Origin of the sequence: Vibrio sp. 10N.286.51.B11, assembly GCF_041469245.1 — a bacterium.
GTDB lineage: Bacteria > Pseudomonadota > Gammaproteobacteria > Enterobacterales > Vibrionaceae > Vibrio > Vibrio crassostreae_C.
In genome coordinates, this window is the sequence record NZ_JBFRKI010000019.1 from 47,315 (window position 1) to 69,785 (window position 22,471).

17 protein-coding genes and 2 tRNA genes are annotated in these 22,471 nt (G+C 45.6%); 11 read left to right on the plus strand and 8 right to left on the minus strand.

The genetic code is table 11. The features are described 5' to 3' along the window. Positions 1 to 85: 85 nt before the first annotated feature. The 3 genes from AB4154_RS10275 to orn all read right to left on the minus strand — a co-directional run bounded on the left by AB4154_RS10275 (position 86) and on the right by orn (position 1,016). Positions 86 to 161: transfer RNA gene (locus tag AB4154_RS10275), tRNA-Gly, on the minus strand. 53 nt (positions 162 to 214) lie between these two features. After that, a tRNA-Gly gene (locus AB4154_RS10280) sits at positions 215 to 290 on the minus strand. Between the two features lie 180 nt (positions 291 to 470). Next, entirely contained in the window at positions 471 to 1,016 is a 546-nt protein-coding gene (orn, locus tag AB4154_RS10285; RefSeq protein ID WP_010434065.1) for an oligoribonuclease, read from the minus strand. A gap of 150 nt (positions 1,017 to 1,166) precedes the next feature. On the opposite strand from orn, the gene rsgA reads away from it, so the two are divergent. From rsgA to AB4154_RS10305, 4 genes are all read left to right on the plus strand, one after another. Then, positions 1,167 to 2,222 carry a small ribosomal subunit biogenesis GTPase RsgA gene (rsgA, locus tag AB4154_RS10290; protein WP_017061306.1) on the plus strand — a complete coding sequence of 352 codons (1,056 nt, stop codon included), beginning with the start codon at positions 1,167 to 1,169 and terminating at the stop codon, positions 2,220 to 2,222. Positions 2,223 to 2,347: 125 nt separating this feature from the next. After that, positions 2,348 to 3,268 (plus strand): archaetidylserine decarboxylase, encoded by a 921-nt coding sequence (asd, locus tag AB4154_RS10295; RefSeq protein ID WP_017063172.1) that lies wholly within the window; start codon positions 2,348 to 2,350, stop codon positions 3,266 to 3,268. A 308-nt stretch (positions 3,269 to 3,576) separates the two neighbouring features. Next, on the plus strand, positions 3,577 to 4,992 hold the full coding sequence (locus tag AB4154_RS10300) for a DASS family sodium-coupled anion symporter (protein WP_372122887.1): 1,416 nt from the start codon (positions 3,577 to 3,579) through the stop codon (positions 4,990 to 4,992). A 113-nt stretch (positions 4,993 to 5,105) separates the two neighbouring features. Next, a complete protein-coding gene (locus tag AB4154_RS10305) occupies positions 5,106 to 5,993 on the plus strand; it encodes a DMT family transporter (RefSeq protein ID WP_017063171.1) in 888 nt (295 codons plus the stop codon). Positions 5,994 to 6,051: 58 nt separating this feature from the next. On the opposite strand, the gene epmA is transcribed toward AB4154_RS10305, so the two are convergent. Next, on the minus strand, positions 6,052 to 7,023 hold the full coding sequence (epmA, locus tag AB4154_RS10310; protein ID WP_372122889.1) for an elongation factor P--(R)-beta-lysine ligase: 972 nt from the start codon (positions 7,021 to 7,023) through the stop codon (positions 6,052 to 6,054). Positions 7,024 to 7,473: 450 nt separating this feature from the next. Between epmA and frdA the strand changes: the two genes are divergently transcribed. Genes frdA through frdD form a run of 4 tightly spaced genes read left to right on the plus strand, consistent with a single transcriptional unit; the run spans position 7,474 to position 10,863 of the window. Then, positions 7,474 to 9,315, plus strand: coding sequence for a fumarate reductase (quinol) flavoprotein subunit (gene frdA, locus AB4154_RS10315; RefSeq protein ID WP_372122891.1), 1,842 nt, complete (start codon positions 7,474 to 7,476; stop codon positions 9,313 to 9,315). Next, the gene (locus AB4154_RS10320; RefSeq protein WP_009847917.1) at positions 9,315 to 10,079 is read left to right on the plus strand and encodes a succinate dehydrogenase/fumarate reductase iron-sulfur subunit; all 765 of its coding nucleotides are present in this window, start codon (positions 9,315 to 9,317) and stop codon (positions 10,077 to 10,079) included. The genes frdA and AB4154_RS10320 overlap by 1 nt, the downstream gene beginning before the upstream one ends. A 1-nt stretch (position 10,080) precedes the next feature. Beyond that, positions 10,081 to 10,464, plus strand: a complete 384-nt coding sequence (frdC, locus tag AB4154_RS10325) for a fumarate reductase subunit FrdC (RefSeq protein ID WP_017061300.1) — start codon at positions 10,081 to 10,083, stop codon at positions 10,462 to 10,464. Between the two features lie 12 nt (positions 10,465 to 10,476). Beyond that, positions 10,477 to 10,863 carry a fumarate reductase subunit FrdD gene (frdD, locus tag AB4154_RS10330; protein WP_065677187.1) on the plus strand — a complete coding sequence of 129 codons (387 nt, stop codon included), beginning with the start codon at positions 10,477 to 10,479 and terminating at the stop codon, positions 10,861 to 10,863. 70 nt (positions 10,864 to 10,933) lie between these two features. Here the strand turns inward: frdD and AB4154_RS10335 are convergent, their stop codons facing one another. Both AB4154_RS10335 and efp read right to left on the minus strand, forming a co-directional pair. Next, on the minus strand, positions 10,934 to 16,756 hold the full coding sequence (locus AB4154_RS10335) for a hypothetical protein (protein WP_372122893.1): 5,823 nt from the start codon (positions 16,754 to 16,756) through the stop codon (positions 10,934 to 10,936). 399 nt (positions 16,757 to 17,155) lie between these two features. Further along, the gene (gene efp / locus AB4154_RS10340; protein WP_017067165.1) at positions 17,156 to 17,722 is read right to left on the minus strand and encodes an elongation factor P; all 567 of its coding nucleotides are present in this window, start codon (positions 17,720 to 17,722) and stop codon (positions 17,156 to 17,158) included. 33 nt (positions 17,723 to 17,755) lie between these two features. On the opposite strand from efp, the gene epmB reads away from it, so the two are divergent. From epmB to AB4154_RS10355, 3 genes are all read left to right on the plus strand, one after another. Further along, the gene (gene epmB / locus AB4154_RS10345; RefSeq protein WP_136987099.1) at positions 17,756 to 18,778 is read left to right on the plus strand and encodes an EF-P beta-lysylation protein EpmB; all 1,023 of its coding nucleotides are present in this window, start codon (positions 17,756 to 17,758) and stop codon (positions 18,776 to 18,778) included. Between the two features lie 13 nt (positions 18,779 to 18,791). Then, positions 18,792 to 19,337 carry a prepilin-type N-terminal cleavage/methylation domain-containing protein gene (locus AB4154_RS10350; RefSeq protein WP_017067163.1) on the plus strand — a complete coding sequence of 182 codons (546 nt, stop codon included), beginning with the start codon at positions 18,792 to 18,794 and terminating at the stop codon, positions 19,335 to 19,337. 105 nt (positions 19,338 to 19,442) lie between these two features. Beyond that, complete coding sequence (locus tag AB4154_RS10355) at positions 19,443 to 19,931, plus strand: MgtC/SapB family protein (protein WP_004733333.1); 489 nt, start codon at positions 19,443 to 19,445, stop codon at positions 19,929 to 19,931. A 65-nt stretch (positions 19,932 to 19,996) separates the two neighbouring features. On the opposite strand, the gene AB4154_RS10360 is transcribed toward AB4154_RS10355, so the two are convergent. Together AB4154_RS10360 and AB4154_RS10365 are read right to left on the minus strand one after the other, a co-directional pair. Further along, complete coding sequence (locus tag AB4154_RS10360; RefSeq protein WP_372122895.1) at positions 19,997 to 21,475, minus strand: diguanylate cyclase; 1,479 nt, start codon at positions 21,473 to 21,475, stop codon at positions 19,997 to 19,999. A gap of 192 nt (positions 21,476 to 21,667) precedes the next feature. Continuing rightward, positions 21,668 to 22,225, minus strand: a complete 558-nt coding sequence (locus AB4154_RS10365) for a VC2662 family protein (protein ID WP_017068001.1) — start codon at positions 22,223 to 22,225, stop codon at positions 21,668 to 21,670. Positions 22,226 to 22,471 lie beyond the last annotated feature (246 nt).

Sequence of the window (22,471 nt, forward strand, 5' to 3'; positions counted from 1 at the left end):
CTGCTCCATCCCGCGTCCGGATGCATTGTTTAAGACAATGAGACTAAACCATTTTCATTCTGAGCAAAGCTCTAAGAATAGAATTTGGAGCGATACATCGGGTTCGAACCGATGACCTCAACCTTGGCAAGGTTGCGCTCTACCAACTGAGCTAGTATCGCATTATAAAAGGTCTTTCACCTTTCGATTACCGCTTTCGCCGTAACCTACAAATTGGAGCGATACATCGGGTTCGAACCGATGACCTCAACCTTGGCAAGGTTGCGCTCTACCAACTGAGCTAGTATCGCAATCTGAAAACGTCTTTCTCCGTTCAGGGCTGCGAATTATAAGAGCATTTTTTTGTGATGCAAGTCCTTAATGCAAAATTACGAAACTTTTTACTCAACTGCTGTAAAAGCACACAGATTTGCAAAAAAAACGGCTCTTATGTCCCTGAAAAGTTAGATAAACGTGATCATTTTATTCGACTAGATGTTAATAATCGTTTTTCGGTAGTACTGCAGCTCGGCGATCGACTCTCGAATATCGTCTAACGCAAGGTGACTTCCCGACTTAGAAAAACCATCTAACACTTCAGGTTTCCAACGACGAGTCAGCTCTTTCAGAGTGCTTACGTCAACATAGCGGTAGTGGAAGTACTCTTCTAACTCTGGCATGTGCTTGTATAGGAAACGACGGTCTTGACCAATGCTGTTGCCACAAATTGGTGACTTACCTTTTGGTACCCATTTTTCAAGAAACTCAATGGTTTGTTGGATGGCATCTTGCTCTGAAACCGTGCTTTCTTGAATTCGCTTCACGAGGCCGCTGCCAGTGTGAGTCGTTGTACACCACTCGTCCATCTTGTCCAATTCACTCTGAGGTTGGTGAATAGCCAAAACAGGTCCTTCAGCCAGGATGTTAAGCTCACTATCAGTAACGATAGTAGCAATTTCAATGATTTTATGAGTTTCAGGATCAAGTCCTGTCATCTCTAGATCAACCCAAATAAGGTTCTGATCGCTAAAGGACATAAGGCGTCGCCTATTTGTTTATGTGTAAAAGAGGTACTATACCCAAATAACTATACTCAAACTAGCTTTAGGACCATCGAAATCACGTGGTACCAGCAACATCCTGTTTGAGTCCCCAATCATCAAGTTAGATGTGTTAAGTGAAAAATTGTGGCTAAAAAAAAGAAGTTAACCAAAGGTCAAGTACGTCGTGTACGTAGCAACCAGAACAAGCGACTCAAGAAAGAAGATTCTATCCAATGGGATGAGAACATGCTTGGCGGAACCAAAAGCGGACTCGTGATTACGCGCTTTGGCCAACATGCTGATATCGAAGATCTTGAAACTAACGAAGTTCATCGTTGTAACTTACGCCGTAGTATCGAGACTTTAGTTTCTGGTGACCGAGTGACTTGGCGCGCAGGCTTAGAATCAATGGCCGGTATTTCTGGCGTTGTGGAAGCGGTTGAGCCGAGAACTTCAATGCTGACTCGCCCTGATTACTACGATGGCCTAAAGCCAGTAGCTGCGAACGTCGACCAAATGGTTATCGTATCGGCTGTGCTACCAGAGCTATCACTTAATATTATCGACCGTTACCTAATTGCTTCAGAAACGGTAAACATCGCGCCGCTTGTTGTACTGAACAAGGTCGATCTACTGACTGATGAGCAGATTGCTGAATACCGTGAAACACTTAAAGAGTACGAGAAGATCGGCTATAAAGTGATGTTCGTGAGTAAAGAGTCTGGCTACGGCATCAAAGAGCTGGAAGCTGAACTCAAAGACCGTATCAACATCTTTGTTGGTCAATCGGGTGTGGGTAAATCAAGCCTAGTGAATGCATTAATGCCTACGCTAGACATTGAAGAAGGCGAAGTCTCTGAGAACTCAGGTCTTGGTCAGCACACAACCACGGCAGCTCGTTTATACCACTTCCCTTCTGGTGGTGATCTGATTGATTCACCAGGAGTGCGTGAATTCGGCCTATGGCACCTAGAGGCCGACGAAATCACTGAAGCCTTTATCGAGTTCAAGCCTTACCTTGGCGGTTGTAAGTTCCGTGACTGTAAACACATTGATGACCCAGGCTGCATCCTGCGCGAAGCGGTAGAAAACGGAAAGATCAGTCGATTACGTTTCGACAACTACCACCGCATCATTGAAAGCATGGCGAGTAACAAAGATAACCGTCAGTATTCACGCAACAAAAAAGCCGATCTCTAATCGCGTTTTTGTGAACAAATGTGTGCATTTACTGACAATTGGCGCGAATTTAAGTAACATCTCGCGCCCTAAACCGTCATCGACAGATTTAATTGAAAAACAATTAGCATTGGAAAATTAATACAATGGATAAGATTAAAGTTGGATTGCAGTACTGGATTCCACAACATGGATTAACTCGCCTAGTCGGCAAACTTGCGTCTGCTAAAGCGGGCGGCTTAACGACAGCGATCATCAACTGGTTCATCAAGCAATACAAAGTGAACATGGATGAAGCTCTGCATAGCGATCCAAAACACTTTAAAACATTCAATGAATTCTTCGTGCGTGAATTGAAAGAAGGCATGCGCCCTATCGCTGAAGGGGAGTCTGTTATTGTTCACCCTGCAGATGCACGTGTAAGCCAATTTGGCCCAATTACTGACGGTCAACTGATTCAAGCGAAAGGCCATAACTACTCAGCTCGCGAGCTATTGGGTGGTGATGCTGCGCTAGCGGATGAGTTTAAAGACGGTGAATTCGCAACGCTTTACCTGTCTCCAAGTGATTACCACCGCGTGCACATGCCATGCGACGGCACACTGCGCCAGATGATCTACGTTCCGGGTGACCTTTTCTCAGTTAACCCGTTAACGGCAGAAAACGTTCCAAACCTATTCGCACGTAATGAGCGTGTCGTTTGTATCTTCGATACGGAATTTGGCCCAATGGCACAAGTGCTGGTTGGCGCAACGATCGTAGGTAGCATCGAGCAAGTATGGGCAGGTACCATCACCCCACCTCGTGGTAACTCGGTTTACAAATGGGATTACCCTGCACAAGGTGACAAAGCAATCATCTTGAAGAAAGGCGAAGAGATGGGCCGCTTTAAGCTTGGTTCAACCGTTATCAACCTGTTCGCTAAAGATGCGATCAAGTTTGACGACACTATGCAAAATGGCGAGAAAACGGTTCTTGGTACACCTTTCGCGCACATTGCTGGCAAAGAAGCGCAAGCAAATGACGATGTTGTTACCGATTCTGCTGAGAACACTGACCAAGCTTAACAATTTGAGTTAACTCATTTAAGCTTTCAAGGCGCGTTACTTTTTCTATTTCAGAGAAGAACGCGCCTTTTTCTTAACTCTACCGATTCATTTGCTACTCAAGCTCTAACAACTCAATCTTTCAAACCCTGCCCAGCCACCTGCTGCTTCTCACTCTTGTCTCTAATTGCCCAGATAAAAGATTGACCAAAAACAAAACAACTGTCGAAACCTTAAACAACTTTTTGATTTTCCAACCCGTCTCCAAGTACCAGAAATCCAGATAACTTACTCTATTTGAAGATATTTTATTTATAGGGTCTTTGTACATGCCTAAACTCAATGTTGGCGTTCTGGTCAAGCTGTTGATTTGTTTTGCGATTCCCTTAGGCGTGTTATTCATGCCGATAGATTCAATACCAATCGATGATCTCACGCTGATTCAACACCGCCTGTTGGCGATATTCTTATTAGCAGCCCTGCTGTGGGTGCTTGAACCTGTTCCGGTATTCGCCACTTCCATTTTGATCATTGCGCTTGAACTGGTGATGATATCTGACAAAGGTTTACACCTATTTAGAAATCCACCAGCGGGGCACGATCTCGGTGAGTTAATCAAATATACCGACATCTTCGGTGCATTTTCATCACCAATCATCATCCTTTTCATGGGTGGCTTTGCTCTTGCGATATCCGCATCCAAGTACGAACTCGATAACAACCTAGCTCGAGTGCTACTTAAACCATTTGGTACAGAACCGCGCTTCATTATGCTCGGCTTAATGCTGATCACCGCCGTGTTCTCAATGTTCATGTCAAATACCGCAACGACGGTAATGATGCTTGCACTGCTCGGCCCTATCGTGGCATCTGCACCAAAAGGCGATATGGGTATCAAAGCGCTCGTGTTGTGTATTCCAATTGCTGCCAATACTGGCGGTATCGCAACCCCAATCGGTACACCGCCCAATGCCATCGCGCTGCAATACCTAACGGGTGAAAATACCATCGACTTCCTCAGCTGGATGATGATGGGCTTACCCTTTGTGATCATCCAACTCACCATCGCTTGGTTTCTTCTACAAAAACTCTTCCCTTCTAAAGAAAGAAACATGGTGCTCAAGCTCGATGGACAATTTAGAAAGAGCTGGCGAGCGATTGTGGTTTACATCACCTTCGCTGCGACAATCTTATTGTGGATGACCACCAAACTGCATGGCATGAACACCTATGTCGTGTCTATCATTCCATTGGCTGTGTTTACGCTCACTGGCATCATGGGTAAAGAAGAGCTCAAGCTGATTAACTGGGATGTGTTGTGGCTGGTCGCAGGTGGTATTGCGATTGGTATTGGCTTAGATAAAACAGGCTTAGCCGCTGCACTCGCACACGCAATTGACTATGAATCGCTCTCACCTGCTGCTGTGGTACTGACATTGTCTATCGTGTGTTGGTTAATGGCGAACTTCATGTCGAACACCGCGACTGCCAACTTACTGATGCCAATAGCCGCTGCGATTGGTGCATCGATGGAAAGCCTAGTTGCGATTGGTGGTCTACAGGGCTTGCTGGTTGTGGTCGCCTTCTCAGCATCACTTGGTATGATTTTACCAGTATCGACACCACCAAACTCACTGGCTTACTCGACCGGACTTATCGAAAGCAAAGACATGGCGAAGATGGGCATCATCTTAGGAATTGTCGGCTTGTCAATGGTCTACCTCGCGCTGTTTATTATCACCTAGCACGTTAATCCCTACTAATGCCCTTCCAGATAGTAATCACGTCTTTGCTATCTGGAAGGTTTAGTGCATATTGAATCCCCCACTTCTACATTTTGACACGGACGTACACTTCAATGGGATTCGAATGGCTGGCTCTTGCTGCCGCTTTTCTTTGGGCCATCGCGAGCCTGATGTCAGTAAAGCCTGCTCAACACTTAGGTTCTTTCGCCTATAGCCGTTGGCGCATGGGTTGCACTGCTATCATCTTATCGAGCATGGCTTGGTTTACTGGTGGCTGGTCAACGGTCGAAGCAGACCTAGTCACGCCGATGATGCTGTCTGGGCTAATTGGCATCTTCATTGGTGATACCGCCCTATTTGCCTGTTTGAATCGAATGGGACCGCGCCAAGCAGGTTTGCTGTTCTCTTGTCACGCCGTGTTCTCGGCAATTCTTGGTTACTTCCTATTTAGCGAAAGCATGACTTCGGTGGAGCTGATTGGCTCGGCTTTGGTGTTTAGCGGCGTTTTAACCGCGATATTCTTTGGTCGTCGAGGACAAGCCAACAACCAACTCGAAACCATCAAGGGCACCGTGTGGATTGGTGTAGCTCTCGGAATCACAGCGGCTATCTGCCAAGCATTAGGTGGGATCATCGCAAAACCCGTGATGCAAACCAGCATAGACCCTGTTGCCGCTTCAGCAATTCGTATGATCACCGCTTTTGTTGCTCACTCCGCATTTCGTCTAACTGGCGCTAAGCTCTCACGCGCAATCAACCCGATGAATGGTCAAATATTTGCGATTACCGCAGTGAACGGATTTTTAGCGATGGCGGTGGGAATGACGCTGATCTTGTATGCGCTTCAGGAAGGCAATGTCGGCATGGTTGCTCTGTTATCTTCAACCACACCAATCATGTTGTTACCAATACTTTGGCTGTACACCAAACAGAGACCAAATGCCTACGCTTGGATCGGTGCCATTGTTGCCGTTATTGGCACTGGTATCCTAGTAAGATAGTGGCACTGGGATTCTGGTCAGTTAGCCAAACAGTAAGTAAGACTAACTGAATAGAGAGCTAAGAGCGCGGGAAAGGAAAAGCCGTCACGTCATCGATGTGGTCATAACCTAACGCCAGCATGATCAGACGATCAATACCTAAAGCAACACCCGCACAGTCTGGTAAGCCCGCTTTTAATGCCTCAATCAAGTGATGGTCAATCGGTTGAGGCGATAAGCCCATCTCAATACGTTTGGCATTGTCATCTTCAAAGCGCTTGAGCTGCTCTTGTGGCTTATCTAATTCATGGAAGCCGTTTGCCAATTCAATCCCTTTAAAGTACACCTCAAAGCGATCCGCCACTCGCGGGTCCTCAGGGTTAATCTTGGCTAATGCAGCTTGTGAAGCCGGAAAGTCATAAACAAACGCAGGCACTTGTTGCCCTATCTTCGCTTCCACCCCAATACTAAACAGCAACTGCAGCAAGGTGTCACGGTCTTGTTCTGGATCTGCAATGTCGCTGAGCCCAAGTTTTGCTGCGGCTTGCTTTAGCGTAGCCATCGAATCTTCCAGTGGACACACACCTAACACGTCAATAAAGGCTTGTTGGTAAGTCATTCGCTCTGCTGAGCCCGATTTAAGTACCTGCTGTAACAGCGAATCCATTTCATCCATCAGGTCATGATGATCAAAGCCAACGCGATACCACTCCAACATGGTGAACTCAGGGTTGTGGTAACGGCCATTTTCTTCGTTACGGAAAGACTTACAAATTTGGTAAATACAGCCACTGCCCGCCGCTAATAGACGTTTCATATGAAACTCAGGGCTAGTCATAAAGAACAGAGGCTGACCGTGCGCATAACCCGGCCCTACGAATTCAGTTTTGAAAGTATGCAAATGCACGTCCGTCACCGTGGCGTGGCTCATCGCAGGCGTATCCACTTCCATCACGTTTCGCTCAGCAAAGAACTGACGAATTTGATTAAGGATATCAGCACGTTGCTTTAACTGCTTAATGGTTGCGGCTGGTTGCCATGTTGAGTGCATTATTAAGTTCCATATTACTGAATTCTAGGCGACGGAAATTACCACCTTTCGCCTCTTTTGTAAGCTTCTATCTTTCTATAGATGGAAGCAAAATGTTGCTTTAATGAAGCCAGAAAATTACGTTCTACAATACAATTATCAATACAGCTTTCACATCCACATTGATAACAAAAATCATACTCAACAAGCCGTTAACACAAGTCTTGTGGGCTAATCGTTATCAACAATTCATTGCCGTGATTGCAGTCACATAACCTATAATTTCTATGCCTCCATATGCACTACCGACCTAAAAACCCAAATGCATCAACTTTTCGAATACCTTCCTCTCTTACACTGAACCTACCACTTAAGGCTTAGGGGTGATAAACGGTTGATGCCGTTTAAGTACTCTCTAAATGCTTTTTATAATAACAAGCGGAATACTCCGCATCACACTGGAGAATAACTGTGAAGACAATTACCACAGATATCGCAGTCATCGGCGCAGGCGGCGCTGGTCTTCGTACAGCAATTGCAGCAGCTGAAGCTAATCCTGAACTGGAAGTAGCACTGATTTCTAAAGTTTACCCAATGCGTTCGCACACGGTAGCGGCAGAAGGCGGTTCAGCAGCGGTAATTAAAGACGAAGATAGCCTAGATAACCACTTCAACGATACTGTTGGCGGTGGCGACTGGCTATGTGAACAGGATGTTGTTGAATACTTTGTTGAAAACTCGACTCGCGAAATGATCCAAATGGAACAATGGGGCTGCCCATGGAGTCGTAAAGAAAACGGTGAAGTAAACGTACGCCGATTCGGCGGTATGAAGGTAGAGAGAACGTGGTTCGCAGCGGATAAAACCGGCTTCCACATGCTTCATACTCTGTTCCAGACTTCGATGAAGTACGACACAATCAAACGATTTGATGAGTACTTTGTGGTGGACCTTCTCGTAGAAAACCAGAGCGGCGTTGAAGATGGCGAAGTACAAGGCCTAATCGCGATTCACATGTCTGAAGGTGAGCTTGTTACCATCAAAGCAAAATCTGTTGTTCTAGCAACCGGCGGCGCAGGTCGTGTTTACCACTGTAATACCAACGGCGGCATCGTAACTGGCGACGGTATGGCAATGGCTTATCGCCACGGTGTACCACTGCGTGATATGGAGTTCGTTCAATACCACCCAACAGGCCTACCGGGCACTGGCATCTTGATGACCGAAGGTTGTCGTGGTGAAGGCGGTATCATCGTCAACAAGAACGGCTACCGTTACCTGCAAGATTACGGCATGGGCCCTGAAACTCCAGTGGGCGAGCCGAAAAACAAATACATGGAACTGGGTCCTCGTGACAAAGTTTCTCAAGCATTCTGGCACGAGCAGCAGAAAGGCAACACCATCAAGCACCCACTTGGTGATGTCGTACACCTTGACCTTCGCCACCTTGGTGAAGAGTACCTGCAAGAGCGTCTTCCGTTCATCTGTGAGCTTGCAAAAGCGTACGTAAACGTCGACCCAGCAAAAGAGCCAATCCCGATTCGCCCGACCGTTCACTACACCATGGGTGGTATTGAAACTAACGGTACCTGTGAAACTCGCATTAAAGGCCTATTCGCTGTTGGTGAATGTGCTTCAGTTGGTCTGCACGGTGCAAACCGTCTAGGTTCTAACTCACTGGCTGAGTTCGTAGTATTTGGCCGCGTTGCTGGTGAAGAAGCGGTGAAACGCGCTGCTGAATTCAAAGGCTGGAACGAAGAGTCTATCGCTAAGCAAGTGAAAGCGGTTGAAGAGCGCATCGCAGGTCTACTAAACCAAGAAGGCGATGAGAACTGGGCTGATATCCGTACTGAAATGGGTCACACCATGGAAGCGGGTTGTGGTATCTACCGTCAAGAAGACTTGATGCAAGAAACCATCGACAAAATCACTGAACTGAAAGCGCGCTACAAGAAGATCAGCATTAAAGACAAAGGAAAAGTATTCAACACTGACCTACTTTACGCTATCGAAGTGGGTTACGGCCTTGAAGTTGCAGAAGCGATGGTTCACTCAGCGATTCTTCGTAAAGAGTCTCGCGGTGCACACCAACGTCTAGACGACAACTGCACAGAACGTGATGACGTGAACTTCCTGAAACACTCTCTATCTTTCTACAACGAAGATGCAGCACCAACCATCGACTACAGCGGCGTTAAGATCACCAAATCTCAACCTAAAGCTCGTCTGTACGGTGAAGCTGCAGAGAAAGCCGCTGCCGCTGAAAAAGCAGCAGAAGAGAATGCTAAGAAGAGCGAAGAGGAGCAAGCATAATGTCAGCGAATCGAATCCAAAAAATTGAAATCCTGCGTTATGACCCTGAGCACGATGCAGAACCTCACTTTCAAACCTTTGAAGTTCCGTTTGATGAAACCATGTCAGTACTTGATGCGATCGGTTACATCAAAGACAACCTAGATAAAGACCTGTCTTACCGTTGGTCTTGTCGTATGGCGATTTGTGGTTCTTGCGGCATCATGGTTGATGGCGTGCCAAAACTGGCGTGTAAGAGCTTCTTACGTGACTACCCGAATGGCTTCAAGATTGAGCCTTTAGCTAACTTCCCAATCGAAAAAGATTTGATTGTCGACATGACGCCGTTCATCGAGCGCCTTGAAGCAATCAAGCCTTACATCATTGGTAACGACCGTAAGCCAGAAGACGGCACGAACATCCAAACTCCAGAGCAAATGGCGAAATACAAGCAGTTCGCTGGCTGCATCAACTGTGGTTTGTGTTACGCAGCATGTCCTCAGTTTGGTCTAAACCCTGAGTTCATCGGCCCTGCGGCACTTGCTCTTGCTCACCGCTACAACCTAGATAGCCGTGACAATGGTAAAGCTGAACGTATGAAGCTTATCAATGGCGACAATGGCGCTTGGGGCTGTACGTTTGTAGGTTACTGTTCTGACGTTTGTCCGAAGAAAGTAGACCCAGCGGCTGCAGTAAACCAAGGTAAAGTTGAGTCTTCAATGGACTTCGTTATCTCGATGTTCAAGCCAGACGGATCGCAAGTAAAAACAGCAGAGGAGGCATAATATGAGCAATCGTAAGCCTTATGTTCGTGAGATGAAGAGAACGTGGTGGAGCAACCATCCGTTCTACCGCTTCTACATGCTACGTGAAGCGACTGTACTGCCTTTGATTTTATTCACTCTGTTCCTAACCTTCGGTTTGGGTGCACTAGTGAAAGGCCCTGAAGCTTGGGCTGGTTGGTTGAGCTTTATGGCTAACCCTATCGTCGTTGGTATCAACATCGTGGCACTGCTAGGCAGCTTGCTGCACGCTCAAACCTTCTTCAGCATGATGCCTCAAGTAATGCCAATCCGTCTTAAAGGCAAATTGGTTGATAAAAAAATCATCGTACTGACCCAGTGGGCAGCGGTGGCTTTTATTTCTTTAATCGTTCTTGTTGTGGTGTAAGGAGCTTTCGTTATGAACACAAATTACAAAGTAAAACCTGTTAACCACAACCCACAACGCTCTGATGAGCCAATCTGGTGGGGCCTATTTGGCGCTGGCGGTACTTGGTTTGCGATGATCACACCAATCACGATCTTAGTGCTGGGTATCTTAGTGCCAATGGGCATCATCGATGCGGACGCAATGAGCTACGAGCGTGTGTCTGAATTCGCCACCAGCATTATCGGTGCGCTATTCATCATCGGTACGCTAGCACTGCCAATGTGGCACGCAATGCACCGTCTTCACCACGGCATGCACGACCTTAAGTTCCATGTCGGTGTTGCGGGTAAAGTTGGCTGCTACTTCGTTGCAGGCCTAATCAGCGCACTGTCTATTATCTTCATTTTTATGATTTAACAGTTAAATAGAAAACGCCTAGGTTTGACCCTAGGCGTTTATTCTATGCTAGATGATAAGTCTATATGCGTTACGGCGATTCAAACCCCACAAATCGCATCACACCTGAGGTTATCTCCGCTTCTCCCTCTGCCGGCGCAGGGTTGCTCCAGGTTGGATCGCTCCAGAAGGATTTAGTCGTAATATACTCTCCATCTTGATCAACCTTATTCCAGGTGTCTTTGGCTCCTATAAATTCCTCTTCGGTTATGGTTAAGGTCACCTCACCATTCAAAATCACCCAATCGAACCCGAACAATCCCTCATCATCGTCAAAGTAGCCAGTACCGTTACTATGGAACACAACCTCTTCTTCAACTACAGCCATGACGGTGCCATTTATCTCCCAAAGATCGATGAGCTCCCAACGAGAACTTTCACTGCCATTACCTGTGAAATCAGACTCTATAAACTGAGCACCACCAACGGTACAGTTGGCGACTGCGCTGTCATAGTCCGAACGAGTGCCAAAGTCAGAGGGTTGGTCCGTAAAATCATCCCACGGTGAATCACCATCCTCACAGACCGTTACTGTTCCCTCGTAGGTAACATTTGTAAGCACCTCCTCTGAACCATCCCTAGAGATAGTTAATTCATCATCAGTTTGTGATAAAAGTACCCATTGCTCGGTTGAGGTATCTTCATAAGTTATCATCATGGTATTAGCTGAAGTTTTCATCCAACTGTTCCCATAGGTCTCAGTGCCATCATTGCCGATATAGCTCATACTGCCGTTATCATGGAAAAAGAGGGTGTTACCATCGTACTCCATCAATACCAAGTTAGTCGGGTCAAACTGCAGAGCGTTTCTATCTTGTTGCACCACGGTATCTGCCCATATCCAACTTTCAGTCACACCGCCTAACGTTTCTTCCTCGAAGAACTTAATTGACCAAGTTTGCTCCATTGACTCTAATAACGCCCAGTAAGTCGTGAAGCTCTCCGATTCATCAGAATAGCTAACCTTAATAAAGCCATCTTCTATGGCCCAGTCATCGATATAGTCACCACCCTCACTCTTCAATACATGTACAGTACCATCAGCATTGAACAAGTAATCACGAGTATCTCCATTGCCTTTAACGCGTTGGAAGTTTAGACCCTCGACCATCTCACTGGTAATGTGAGTTCGACCGCCACAATCCGTGATCGCCGTTTCGTAGTCACTCATACTCGGGATAGGTTGCCCCTCAACAGGTTCTGCATCACCGATGTAGCACTCTTCAAGCACAATCGGACGATCTTGTTGAATAATAGTATCCATCCAGATATAGCTACTTGATTGACCGTCCACAACTTCGTTCTCATAGAACTTGATTGACCACGTATCATCCAACGAATCTAACAGTGCCCAGTAAGTCGTGAAGCTCTCCGATTCATCAGAATAGCTGATCTTAACCAAGCCATCTTCTATGACCCAATCGTCAGTATAGTTACCGCCCTCTCCCTTCAATACATGCACTGTGCCATCAGCATTGAACAAGTAGTCACGAGTATTTCCATTGCCTTTAACGCGTTGGAAGTTTAGACCCTCGACCATTTCGCTGGTAATGTGAGTTCGACCGCCACAATCCGTAATCGCAAGCTCATAGTCAGCCATGATTGGGCTTGACTGATCATCGCTATCACCCAAGTAGCAGGTAAATAGGTAATCGCTCAACACTACACCATCTTCTATAGACTGTGCGGCAATACCATTGAAAGCGTACATAGTATCGTCCGACGGTTCAGCACTTGGCGCCTCAATCTCACCTACCGTAAGTTCACCATTGTACATGCTAAAGATCATGGTAGGCGTATCCCCCTCTCCCATGTAGGGCATAGCCTCAACTGGTACGGTAAATTCGACGATATCTTCACCGTGTAATGTGTAACGTAAGTAATCCGCAGTAGCGACGCGACTTGCCGTTCCTGCGTCCCAATCAAAGAAGTAATAATGCGCCGTGCCATCACTCACTAACTCGATATCAAAGTCTAGGTAGAGGCCAACAGAGGTAGTAAGATCTGTGGAAACCGACTCACCGACCGACTGCGACACAATAATGTCGTCCAGACTTGTAATAGAGCTACCATCCGTATCATAACCGACGTCAGAGAACCTCACGTACGGACTACCACCCTCCCATAGGAAGTACTGGTTTACGGCTGGAGAGAAGGTAAACATTACCGCTTGTGAGCCTTCAGCGAACCTCGCCTCTTCCATGAAGTCGAACCACTCAAAGTAGACTTCATACAATGCCATACCCGATAGGTTTACCACTTCTGATTCTACTGAATAATAGAAACTGGAATTGTCTTCTGGATAGGCAATAAGTTGCTCTCCAGAGAAGTCTATCGTATAACCTACCGGAGTTTGCCAGCCGTTTTCAGTGAGCTGTACGTCCCCCTCAGCTTCAAGTGGTAGCTGGATAAAGGATTGATCACCACGGTACTGTATGAGTTCCGTAAGGGTTAACGTATCACCGCCATAACTCAAGGTTTCTTTAAACAGAATATCTACGAACGATAGTTCGCTCCAATCGCTGAAGAATCCGTAAAGAGTCCCCTCTTGCTCCGCAAACTCTTGGGCGGTAATAGTCCACTTATTTGGGTCGGTTGGATAAAGGTCTTCACCGTCATAAACGCCGTCTTCATCTGAATCAGCATTATTCGGATCTAAACCTTCGGTTGCATTCTCATGGTTATCGCCTAAACCATCACTATCAGAATCCGCCCACTCTAATGAGTCATAAGGGAAGGCATCGCTATTGTCGCCAACATAGTCACCATCACTATCATCCCATTCATTTGGATCATTAGGGAAAGCATCCTCGTAGTCTTTAAAGCCATCGTCGTCACTATCTTGGTTTAGAACCTGTGTAAGATAGTCTTGAGCTGCTGTCTCGTCTAAAAAGAACATTCCTAGGCTATTGTTCCAACTAAAGTCTCCTTCTGTTAGATCCATGCCCCATGTATCTATGCCCCTACGATAGTAGGCATCGTACCAAGACCAAGGATTATCGACGACCGGAACCATAAGCACCATATCAACATCATTCACTCCGGTAAACGAACCAGGAACCACACCACTATCACCAAGATCCAGTGTAACCAGTGTTGGAATACCAGTATCAGTGAACAGATAGTCTTGTGTTACGACGTGCCATTGAATTGGCCCATTGTCATCGTATTGGAAACTGCTTGTAGGTAACAGCGTAGCGTATCGGCTCAGGCCTGGAATGATTTGGTCATCAATAAGCTCCAACTCTGTGCCAGCAACACGGGCATCCTCTACCTGTTGTGGTAGATCCACAACAGCTTGTGTTCCCCACTCATCAAATGAGGTAGCAACCCAAAGGCCATTAGATTGTTTCTGGTAAACGCGATAGGCCTGTCCGACATTATCAGTGTCAGTCGTAAATGAATAATCCGCTAATGGGTAGTGCTGCCACTCTATGTGTTTATTTTCTTCCACATCACTGACAGAACGAGAGACGGCATTCCACTCTTGGAATAAGGTATTGATTGGATCACCATCGACAATGAGTAATGTGTTCGTTTCCTCGTCTAGAACCGAACGCTCTCCACTTTCAAGAACATCACCATTAATCAGTACCTCTTTGCGGTAGTAATTCCAGTACGCTGTAAGATCGTCCCATTTGCCATCATTAAAGTTAACGTCTGCGTACTCATGGAATTCACCATCTTGTGGGTTTGCCCATATTGGTGTCGAATATTCGTAGACATAGCTACCATCAGGGATATTATTAAATCGAAGTTCAACATTGATGTAACCGTCTGCACCCCAGTCCTGCTTAGACTCCACGAAACTCTGCACGTAATCCTGCGTTACAGTGGTTAAAGTCTGAGCCCATTGAGCTTGATGGGTTTGAACATCGTCGATATCAAAGCCATTTACCGTGTATTCGGTTAACGTTTCGACCGCTTGAACGCCCTCTGCGACGTCCTCAAATTCCACTGATACACTATGTATTGTATCTATTTGAGATAAGTCATTTGGGTGAACTCTAGATGTTAAGGCTACGCCTTGTTCATAGACACGACCATTACCGCCGAAACCGCCCTCAAGAGATGCATCACCCTCATCGATATAGCGCCAATACGTCTCGCTTGTTTCGGTTCTAGTACCAATTTCAAGAGACATGCCTTCGTAACGTGCAGTACCATCGAGGTTATAGTCGTACGCAAAGATCTGGATACGAGTAAAGTCATCATTTAACAGGTGATCGACACTTTGTGTCGTGCCATATACCACGTCATCAGCAGTGATATATTGAGTAGTTATGGTGGTAACAATCTCTCCGCTATTCAGTGTCTCAACCATTTCTTCGACCTCAATATCCAGTGTAATGATATCGCGATCTGTTATGTTGAAAATTGCTACATCAGTTGCACTAACATTGGCCACAACATCAGCAATTGACTTATTTCCATCCTCTGGATGAACATCGGCATTATTACCAACGCCATCACCGTCCACATCGACCCATTCGGTCGCATCGGTTGGGAATTCATCAACATCATTGTTGTAACTGTCGTTATCCGTATCGTTTGGATACGGGTCATCCTCGTTATCGCCTAAGCCATCATCATCCGTATCTGCCCATTCGGTCGCATCGGTTGGGAATTCATCGGCATTATTACCAACGCCATCACCGTCCGTATCTAAGGACTCGTTGGGATCCGATGGGAATTTATCGGCATTATTACCAACACCATCACCGTCCGTATCTGCCCATTCGGTTGGGTCATTATCAAATACATCTTGATTGTCACCATAGCCATCAGAGTCATTATCAGCCCACTCAGTTGGATCTTGTGGGAAGACATCATCAATACTGTCTACCCCATCCGAATCATGGTCACCAGCACGAGAACGATCCGTTGGAAACGCATCATTGGCATCAGGGTAGATGTCATCTTCTCCGTCCACCGTATCATCATTTAGGTCGGCATTATTACCGATCTCATCACCATCGGAGTCCAGACTTTCATCGGGATCATTCGGAAAGTCATCTAAGTCATTGGGGACGCCGTCATCATCTGTGTCATTAGAAAAATCGACACCCTCTGTCGCACCACCAACATTATCAAATGTCTTATCGCTATCACCTGCAACTTCTTCAATTTTCTTTTTGATTTCATTATTCACAGATGCAATCACAGAGATAAACTTAGTCCCTTTATCTTCACTTTCAGCAACTTCTTGCAACTCTTGAGGAGATGAAGGCAAAACATTTGAATCAACCAAGTTTTCAGCGGCATAAGCGGCAGCCTCAACACCTGACTCAACAAAATCACCTAAGATTTCATCTTCATCTAAGCCTAGCTGATCAGCGACTTGCTGAATGGCAGCTTGCTTTGCTGCTTCAACCGCAGCAGCATCGTCAGAATCTGTAGTGTTTTGCTCGATCAATACGTGAACTAGCGTACTCAAAGGGGTGACATCTTTTTCACCTGGAGGGGCTGACATAATATAGTCGTCAGACACCGTAACATCAGGTTCATCTTCATCAATCGTCTGCCCGGAGATCGCTTGCACAACGACAGGGTACTGTTCAGGGTTGTCGACATCGGTGACGTCTAAATCTGCAACACCACCCTCACCAGAAATAGCATTAGGCTCACCGTCGTCTAAAACATAGTTGCCGTTAAGGTCTAACCAAATTCGAGCATGACGTAAATAACCATCAATGGCAGTCACACTGTATTTAGTCGTTTCAGATGGGGAGTTGGGAGTCGAGGGAGTCTCACTCGGAGTCGTGGTTGACACGGTTGTATCATCGTCATCACATCCTGAAAGCCCGACGATACTAACCAAACCAAGAGCCAACGTAATTGCATTAAGTCTCATATTAATATCCACATAGTTGCTTAATAACATCGCGTATAAAGCTAGTAGACTCTACTCATTCTAACAATATTGTAATCAGCTTCCCTTCCCACCACACACATTCACAAAATCAATACTAAACAGCCACATATTGTATTGAGATATTTTTGTTGCGATATATAAACGCCAAAAACACCTTGTAAATCTATAAGTTAGATAAAATTTTTGATTTTCATCCAGAATACAACCAAAATATGACACTAATCACATAATGTAGCCTTGTAACCAAGGTGAATCGCATCTGGCTTACTCACTCTTGATTTTCCAGCTCTTCGCATCCCGCATCTCGTTTACGCGAATCTGATCTTGGGATACAAAAAAAGGCCGCCTAAGCGACCTTTTTCAGATACTTGAAGTCAATTACTTCACACGACCAACGTATTCGCCAGTACGAGTATCAACTTTAACAACTTCACCGATTGCGATGAATAGAGGTACGCGAACTACCGCGCCAGTTGCTAGAGTTGCAGGCTTACCGCCAGTACCTTGTGTGTCGCCTTTAAGGCCAGGATCGGTTTCTGTTACTGCGATCTCAACAAAGTTTGGTGGAGTTACTGTGATAGGGTTATCATTCCACAACGTTAGAGTACATACGTCGTTTTCAACTAACCATTTAGAAGTCTCGCCTACTGCTTTTGCATCAGCAGCGATTTGCTCGAATGTTTCGTTGTTCATGAAGTGGTAGAATTCGCCATCGCTGTATAGGTAGCCTAGTTCAACGTCTACAACGTCCGCTAGTTCTACTGTATCGCCTGACTTAAATGTTTTCTCTAACACTTTGCCTGACAGCAGTTTACGAAGTTTAACACGGTTAAACGCTTGGCCTTTACCTGGCTTAACGTATTCATTTTCGATAATTGAGCAAGGCTCGTTATCCATCATGAATTTTAAACCGCCTTTGAATTCATTGGTGCTTACTGACGCCATGATTTTCTCTTCCACATCTTTGAGTTAATTTCAATGCCGCATATCATAACCCGAAAAGTCGAATCTGTTGAGCAAAACTGGCTCAAACAACTATCGAATGCGATCTCTGACCCGACAAAACTGCTTGAGGCATTGGAAATAGACCCAACACCATGGCAAGCAGGCTTCGCTGCTCGTGAGTTATTTGCACTTCGGGTACCTCTTAGCTTTGTCGAACGAATGGAAAAAGGCAACCCACACGATCCATTGCTACGACAAATTTTACCGCTAAGCGAAGAGTTTGAGGTACACCAAGGCTATTCCGCTGATCCACTGGAAGAGCAAGACAACGCCATTCCTGGGCTACTGCACAAATACAAGAACCGTGCACTGATGATTGTGAAAGGCGGTTGTGCGATTAACTGCCGCTACTGCTTCCGTCGTCACTTCCCTTACCAAGATAACAAGGGCTCGAAGTCTGTTTGGCAAACCAGCCTAGACTATGTGGCTGCTCACCCAGAGATCAACGAAGTTATCTTGTCGGGTGGCGATCCACTGATGGCAAAAGACAGCGAACTAGAGTGGCTAATTCATGCTATCGCACAAATTCCACATGTGAAAACAGTTCGAATTCATAGCCGATTACCGGTTGTGATTCCCGCTCGAGTAACGGATGAACTATGCCAATTGTTAGCTCAAACTCGCCTTAATGTGGTGATGGTGAGCCATATTAACCATGCCAACGAAATTAACTTAGAGCTCAAACAAGCTTTCCACAAGCTTAAGTTAAGTGGTGCGACTCTGCTCAACCAAGGCGTGATGCTTAAAGGCGTAAACAACAGCGCTAACTCATTGAAAGAATTAAGCGAAAAGCTATTCGACGCCGGTATTTTACCTTACTATATGCATGTACTTGATAAGGTTCAGGGCGCAGCGCACTTCTATATTTCAGATGAAGAGGCGAAGCATCACTTTAAAGGATTAATCTCTGAGGTTTCTGGCTACCTAGTACCTAAGTTAACCCGTGAGATTGGCGGACGCAGCAGCAAGACACCGCTCGACCTACACATTGAATAGAGAAGTTGTATCAATGAAACACAATACCTCAGTTGCTCCACCAGCAACCACATCTCAACCAGCGCTTAGGTTCAGCTCAAGAGGTTTCACCATCATCGAGCTGGTCGTGGTGATCGTGATTCTAGGTATTGTGTCGGTCACTGCAGCTTCTAAGTTCCTCAACCTTCAAACCGATGCTCGTATCTCGACATTAAACGGCCTTAAAGGCGGAATGGAGGGCGCAAGTGCTATGCTTTATGGTAAGACATCAGCATTGGGCTTAGATAAAGCAGCTAGCGCATCGATTAATGTTGAGGGTGACAATATCTCAGTGGTCTATGGTTATCCTGCAGCGATGAACGATCAAACTTGGTCACAGCTCATCGAATCAACCTTTCTAGATGCTGTTTGGGATACGGGTCGAGCTGACTGGTTCTTTACCAACACAGATGCGAATGATGGCATTATTCTTTATGCGCCTTCTAGCCGAAAAAAACAGGCTGATAACTGCTACCTTGAGTACCAAGAAGCGACAGAGACCACGACACCAGCCTTCACCTTAACAACAAGCGGCTGCTAGGTTTTAAGTAATCTTTATCAATCGTTAAGACAAAAAGTTTTTGTTCGATCGTCCGGTCTATTATTAGCATACTCGGCTCTATTCTAAATTTTTAGGAGGGGTGATATGTCACAATTTATAGAACAAACTCTCAACCTTGCCCCCTTTAGCTGGGCAGGCCTCGCTGCATGCATGTTATGTGGTTCTTTAATCGGAATCGAAAGGCAAACACGCGGTAAACCCGTCGGAATCCGAACGTCGATTCTGATCATCAGTGGTACCTATTTCTTCCTCACCATGGCGATCAGCCTATCCCCCAACACACTCGATCAAGCTCGTGTGCTTGGTCAGATAATTACGGGTGTTGGATTTCTTGGGGCTGGTGTAATGATGACACTGGATGGCAAGATTCATGGCGTGACTTCAGCCGCAATTATCTGGGTACTCGCAGCATTAGGTATGATGATCGCACTAGGGCATCTTTCCCAATCGGTCATTATCACGCTAATGGCGCTAGTGATTCTGCTTGGTGTCGATAAAGTGGAAAACAGCTTCCAGAGCCTGCGTCGTGGTGTGCATCAGAAGTGGATGAGAAAAGGCCGCGTGAAGAAGTAACCTCAACCTGAAACAGACATTAAAAAGGCCTAGTCACACGACTAGGCCTTTGTGTATCCAACTAATTAATACACCTGAATACACACCTGATTCTTACCCGCAGCCTTTGCCTTATAGAGCTGCTCATCAGACGAACGAATACTCTGGTTTTCCCACAAGTGCCCTACGCTGTCGAACTTATACAAAGAGTAAAGCGTCGCGCCACCAGACACTGAGATACTAATCTTGTCACCCGTAGGGCATCGATAACTCTGTAGGCTAATGTCGTTTTGAATTCGCTCAAAGATCGATGAAAGCAACTCAGACGATTCACCCGTAATCGCGACAACAAACTCTTCGCCACCAAATCGAGCCACGATATCTTGCTGTCTAACGCTGTTCAGCATCAACCGAGCAACATGGCAAATCACCTCGTCCCCCACTTTATGGCCATGCTGATCATTAACGACTTTGAAATCATCGATATCAAACACGCCAACACCAATAATCGGCTCTTCATCTTGCGCCAGTAATCGAGCCTCAAAACCACGTCGATTCAGCAAGCCCGTTAATGGGTCGCGCATTGCTAGCTCATTTAAACGCTGGTGCTCTTGTCTTGTATAGAAGCGCCATAGCCATAAAACCGAGAGCAGATACAAAACCAACAGTATCGAAAGCTGAATCTTCTCCATCTCCAATACATGCAGAAAGTGCTCGCTCTTATCTTCTTCAATACTCAGATATAGCTGGGTGTTAATGTCATCAACATACAGAGGCTTGGAATACGTAAAATCCATAAACCCGTATTTGTTTGCGCCTCGAGTATTTGTGACTTTATAGCCATGGGTAGGGTTCGATACTAGTTTCGAGACATAACCATCGACACCCAATACCCCTTTAAACTCACCATTAACGTAGATTCCTTTGGTTAAGGTCACCACTTTCTGACCTGTTAAGTAATCATCATATTGGCCGGTATACACCACTTGGTCTTGCCCTTGAGCTAAGCCAAAGCGAATCGTGTTCACCCAATAAGGCCTGCTATTCACAACCGAATCAAAGGTGTCGCCCTTAATGTAACTGGCAAAATCAGAAGGCGAAGAGATAATGAATTTGTCTTTTGAAATGAAATAAATCGCAGAGATGGTATCAATGGTATTGGCAAAATAAGCCATGGTCGGCGCGATGAACAGGCGCTTACCCGCTTCGGTATAAAGGTCCGATTCCGGGTTGCACATCTCGCGAGGGCCAGAGAACATAAAATCAAAACGAGGGGCATGTTGCTCCTCACTGGTGAAGTAACACGTCTCACCCTCGATCTTTTTGTCATGCGAGAATACGTAGGTATCCCCATGCAGTGGATAAAGCGCAGTGATGTTGTACTCAAGCGCATTTATGATCTGTGTGAGCTCCGCTAAAGAGCGTGTTACGCCTTGGTTTTCCATTCCATACTGTTTATCTGATTCTTCCGCTGAATCAACGAGCAACAAGCTCAAAACTACTAAAAAACTGGCGGTCAGGCCTAAGAAAGCCTTTTTAAAATCGACGGTATGGTGGTTAATCAAAGCATATAAATCATCATTAGGAATTTATCGCACATTGCACTCATAAGTAAAAATACTGCAATAGAAAATATAAAACAATATGCTTATCTATTTTGGAGGGGCGTTTGGATATCTATAAGAAAATGTTGAGTTGCAATAACGCCTAAGTCAGATGCACTTAGGCGTTATGAATCACTATAGTAACACTAAGCCTTACTTAGCAAAGTTTACAATCGGGAAGCACGGGAAGAAACCGTTGTCAGCACAGTTGATCAGACCAACTTGTACGCCTTCGATTTTGTTGGTTTTGTTGAAGATACCAACCTGAACCGTAGACACTTCTGAAAGGTTCGCTGCACCAACATCAACCATAGTGTTACCTTCTGAGTAGTTTACAAAACTCACGTTCGCGCCTTTCACATCATTAGTAATGTTCACAGCACCCAGGTTAACACCGGTTGTTTTACCCGTATTCCAGTTGAAGAAACCTAGAGATGCACCGGTCATTTCTTGGTTCACTTTTGATGCACCAAAAATACCAAGGTTCACACCTGTGGTCGTTTGCGTCTCAGACATACCAACAACGGCAAGATCGACACCTTTAAGGTCGTTTACTTGTCCGTGAAGCAGAGCCAAACGCACACCGCCAACCGCATCTGAATCAGGTGCGTTGAAACCGTTAATCGTTGAAAACATAACAGGCGAAGAAGCAAATGCTGCCGGTGCCATTACTGCTGCCGACACAGCAAGTACTGAAAGTAGTTTTTTCATTGGGGAGTCTCCACTGACTTATTGTTCACTTGATTAATCCATTTTTAATCAAGCATTTATTGTCCTTTATTCAACAGCTACCCATGTTAAATCAATGTAATAACTGTACTGTTGAATATAAGCCGCTAAATCATAAAGAGCAATGGTTAAGAGCAGATGCGGGATTCGAGTGAACGAGATGCGAAAAGCAAAAAAAACAGAGACCGAAACCTCCGCTCTAACGCTTATTATTCCAAACAAAAATCT

Excerpts from the sequence above, each read along its gene's own strand:
- frdD (WP_065677187.1), top strand. The coding sequence starts at position 10,477 with ATGAACACAAATTACAAAGTAAAACCTGTTAACCACAACCCACAACGC.
- epmB (WP_136987099.1), top strand. The coding sequence starts at position 17,756 with ATGCCGCATATCATAACCCGAAAAGTCGAATCTGTTGAGCAAAACTGG.
- efp (WP_017067165.1), bottom strand. The coding sequence starts at position 17,722 with ATGGCGTCAGTAAGCACCAATGAATTCAAAGGCGGTTTAAAATTCATG.
- AB4154_RS10350 (WP_017067163.1), top strand. The coding sequence starts at position 18,792 with ATGAAACACAATACCTCAGTTGCTCCACCAGCAACCACATCTCAACCA.
- AB4154_RS10320 (WP_009847917.1), top strand. The coding sequence starts at position 9,315 with ATGTCAGCGAATCGAATCCAAAAAATTGAAATCCTGCGTTATGACCCT.
- AB4154_RS10355 (WP_004733333.1), top strand. The coding sequence starts at position 19,443 with ATGTCACAATTTATAGAACAAACTCTCAACCTTGCCCCCTTTAGCTGG.
- AB4154_RS10365 (WP_017068001.1), bottom strand. The coding sequence starts at position 22,225 with ATGAAAAAACTACTTTCAGTACTTGCTGTGTCGGCAGCAGTAATGGCA.
- orn (WP_010434065.1), bottom strand. The coding sequence starts at position 1,016 with ATGTCCTTTAGCGATCAGAACCTTATTTGGGTTGATCTAGAGATGACA.
- frdC (WP_017061300.1), top strand. The coding sequence starts at position 10,081 with ATGAGCAATCGTAAGCCTTATGTTCGTGAGATGAAGAGAACGTGGTGG.
- asd (WP_017063172.1), top strand. The coding sequence starts at position 2,348 with ATGGATAAGATTAAAGTTGGATTGCAGTACTGGATTCCACAACATGGA.
- AB4154_RS10305 (WP_017063171.1), top strand. The coding sequence starts at position 5,106 with ATGGGATTCGAATGGCTGGCTCTTGCTGCCGCTTTTCTTTGGGCCATC.
- AB4154_RS10300 (WP_372122887.1), top strand. The coding sequence starts at position 3,577 with ATGCCTAAACTCAATGTTGGCGTTCTGGTCAAGCTGTTGATTTGTTTT.
- epmA (WP_372122889.1), bottom strand. The coding sequence starts at position 7,023 with ATGCACTCAACATGGCAACCAGCCGCAACCATTAAGCAGTTAAAGCAA.
- AB4154_RS10335 (WP_372122893.1), bottom strand. The coding sequence starts at position 16,756 with ATGAGACTTAATGCAATTACGTTGGCTCTTGGTTTGGTTAGTATCGTC.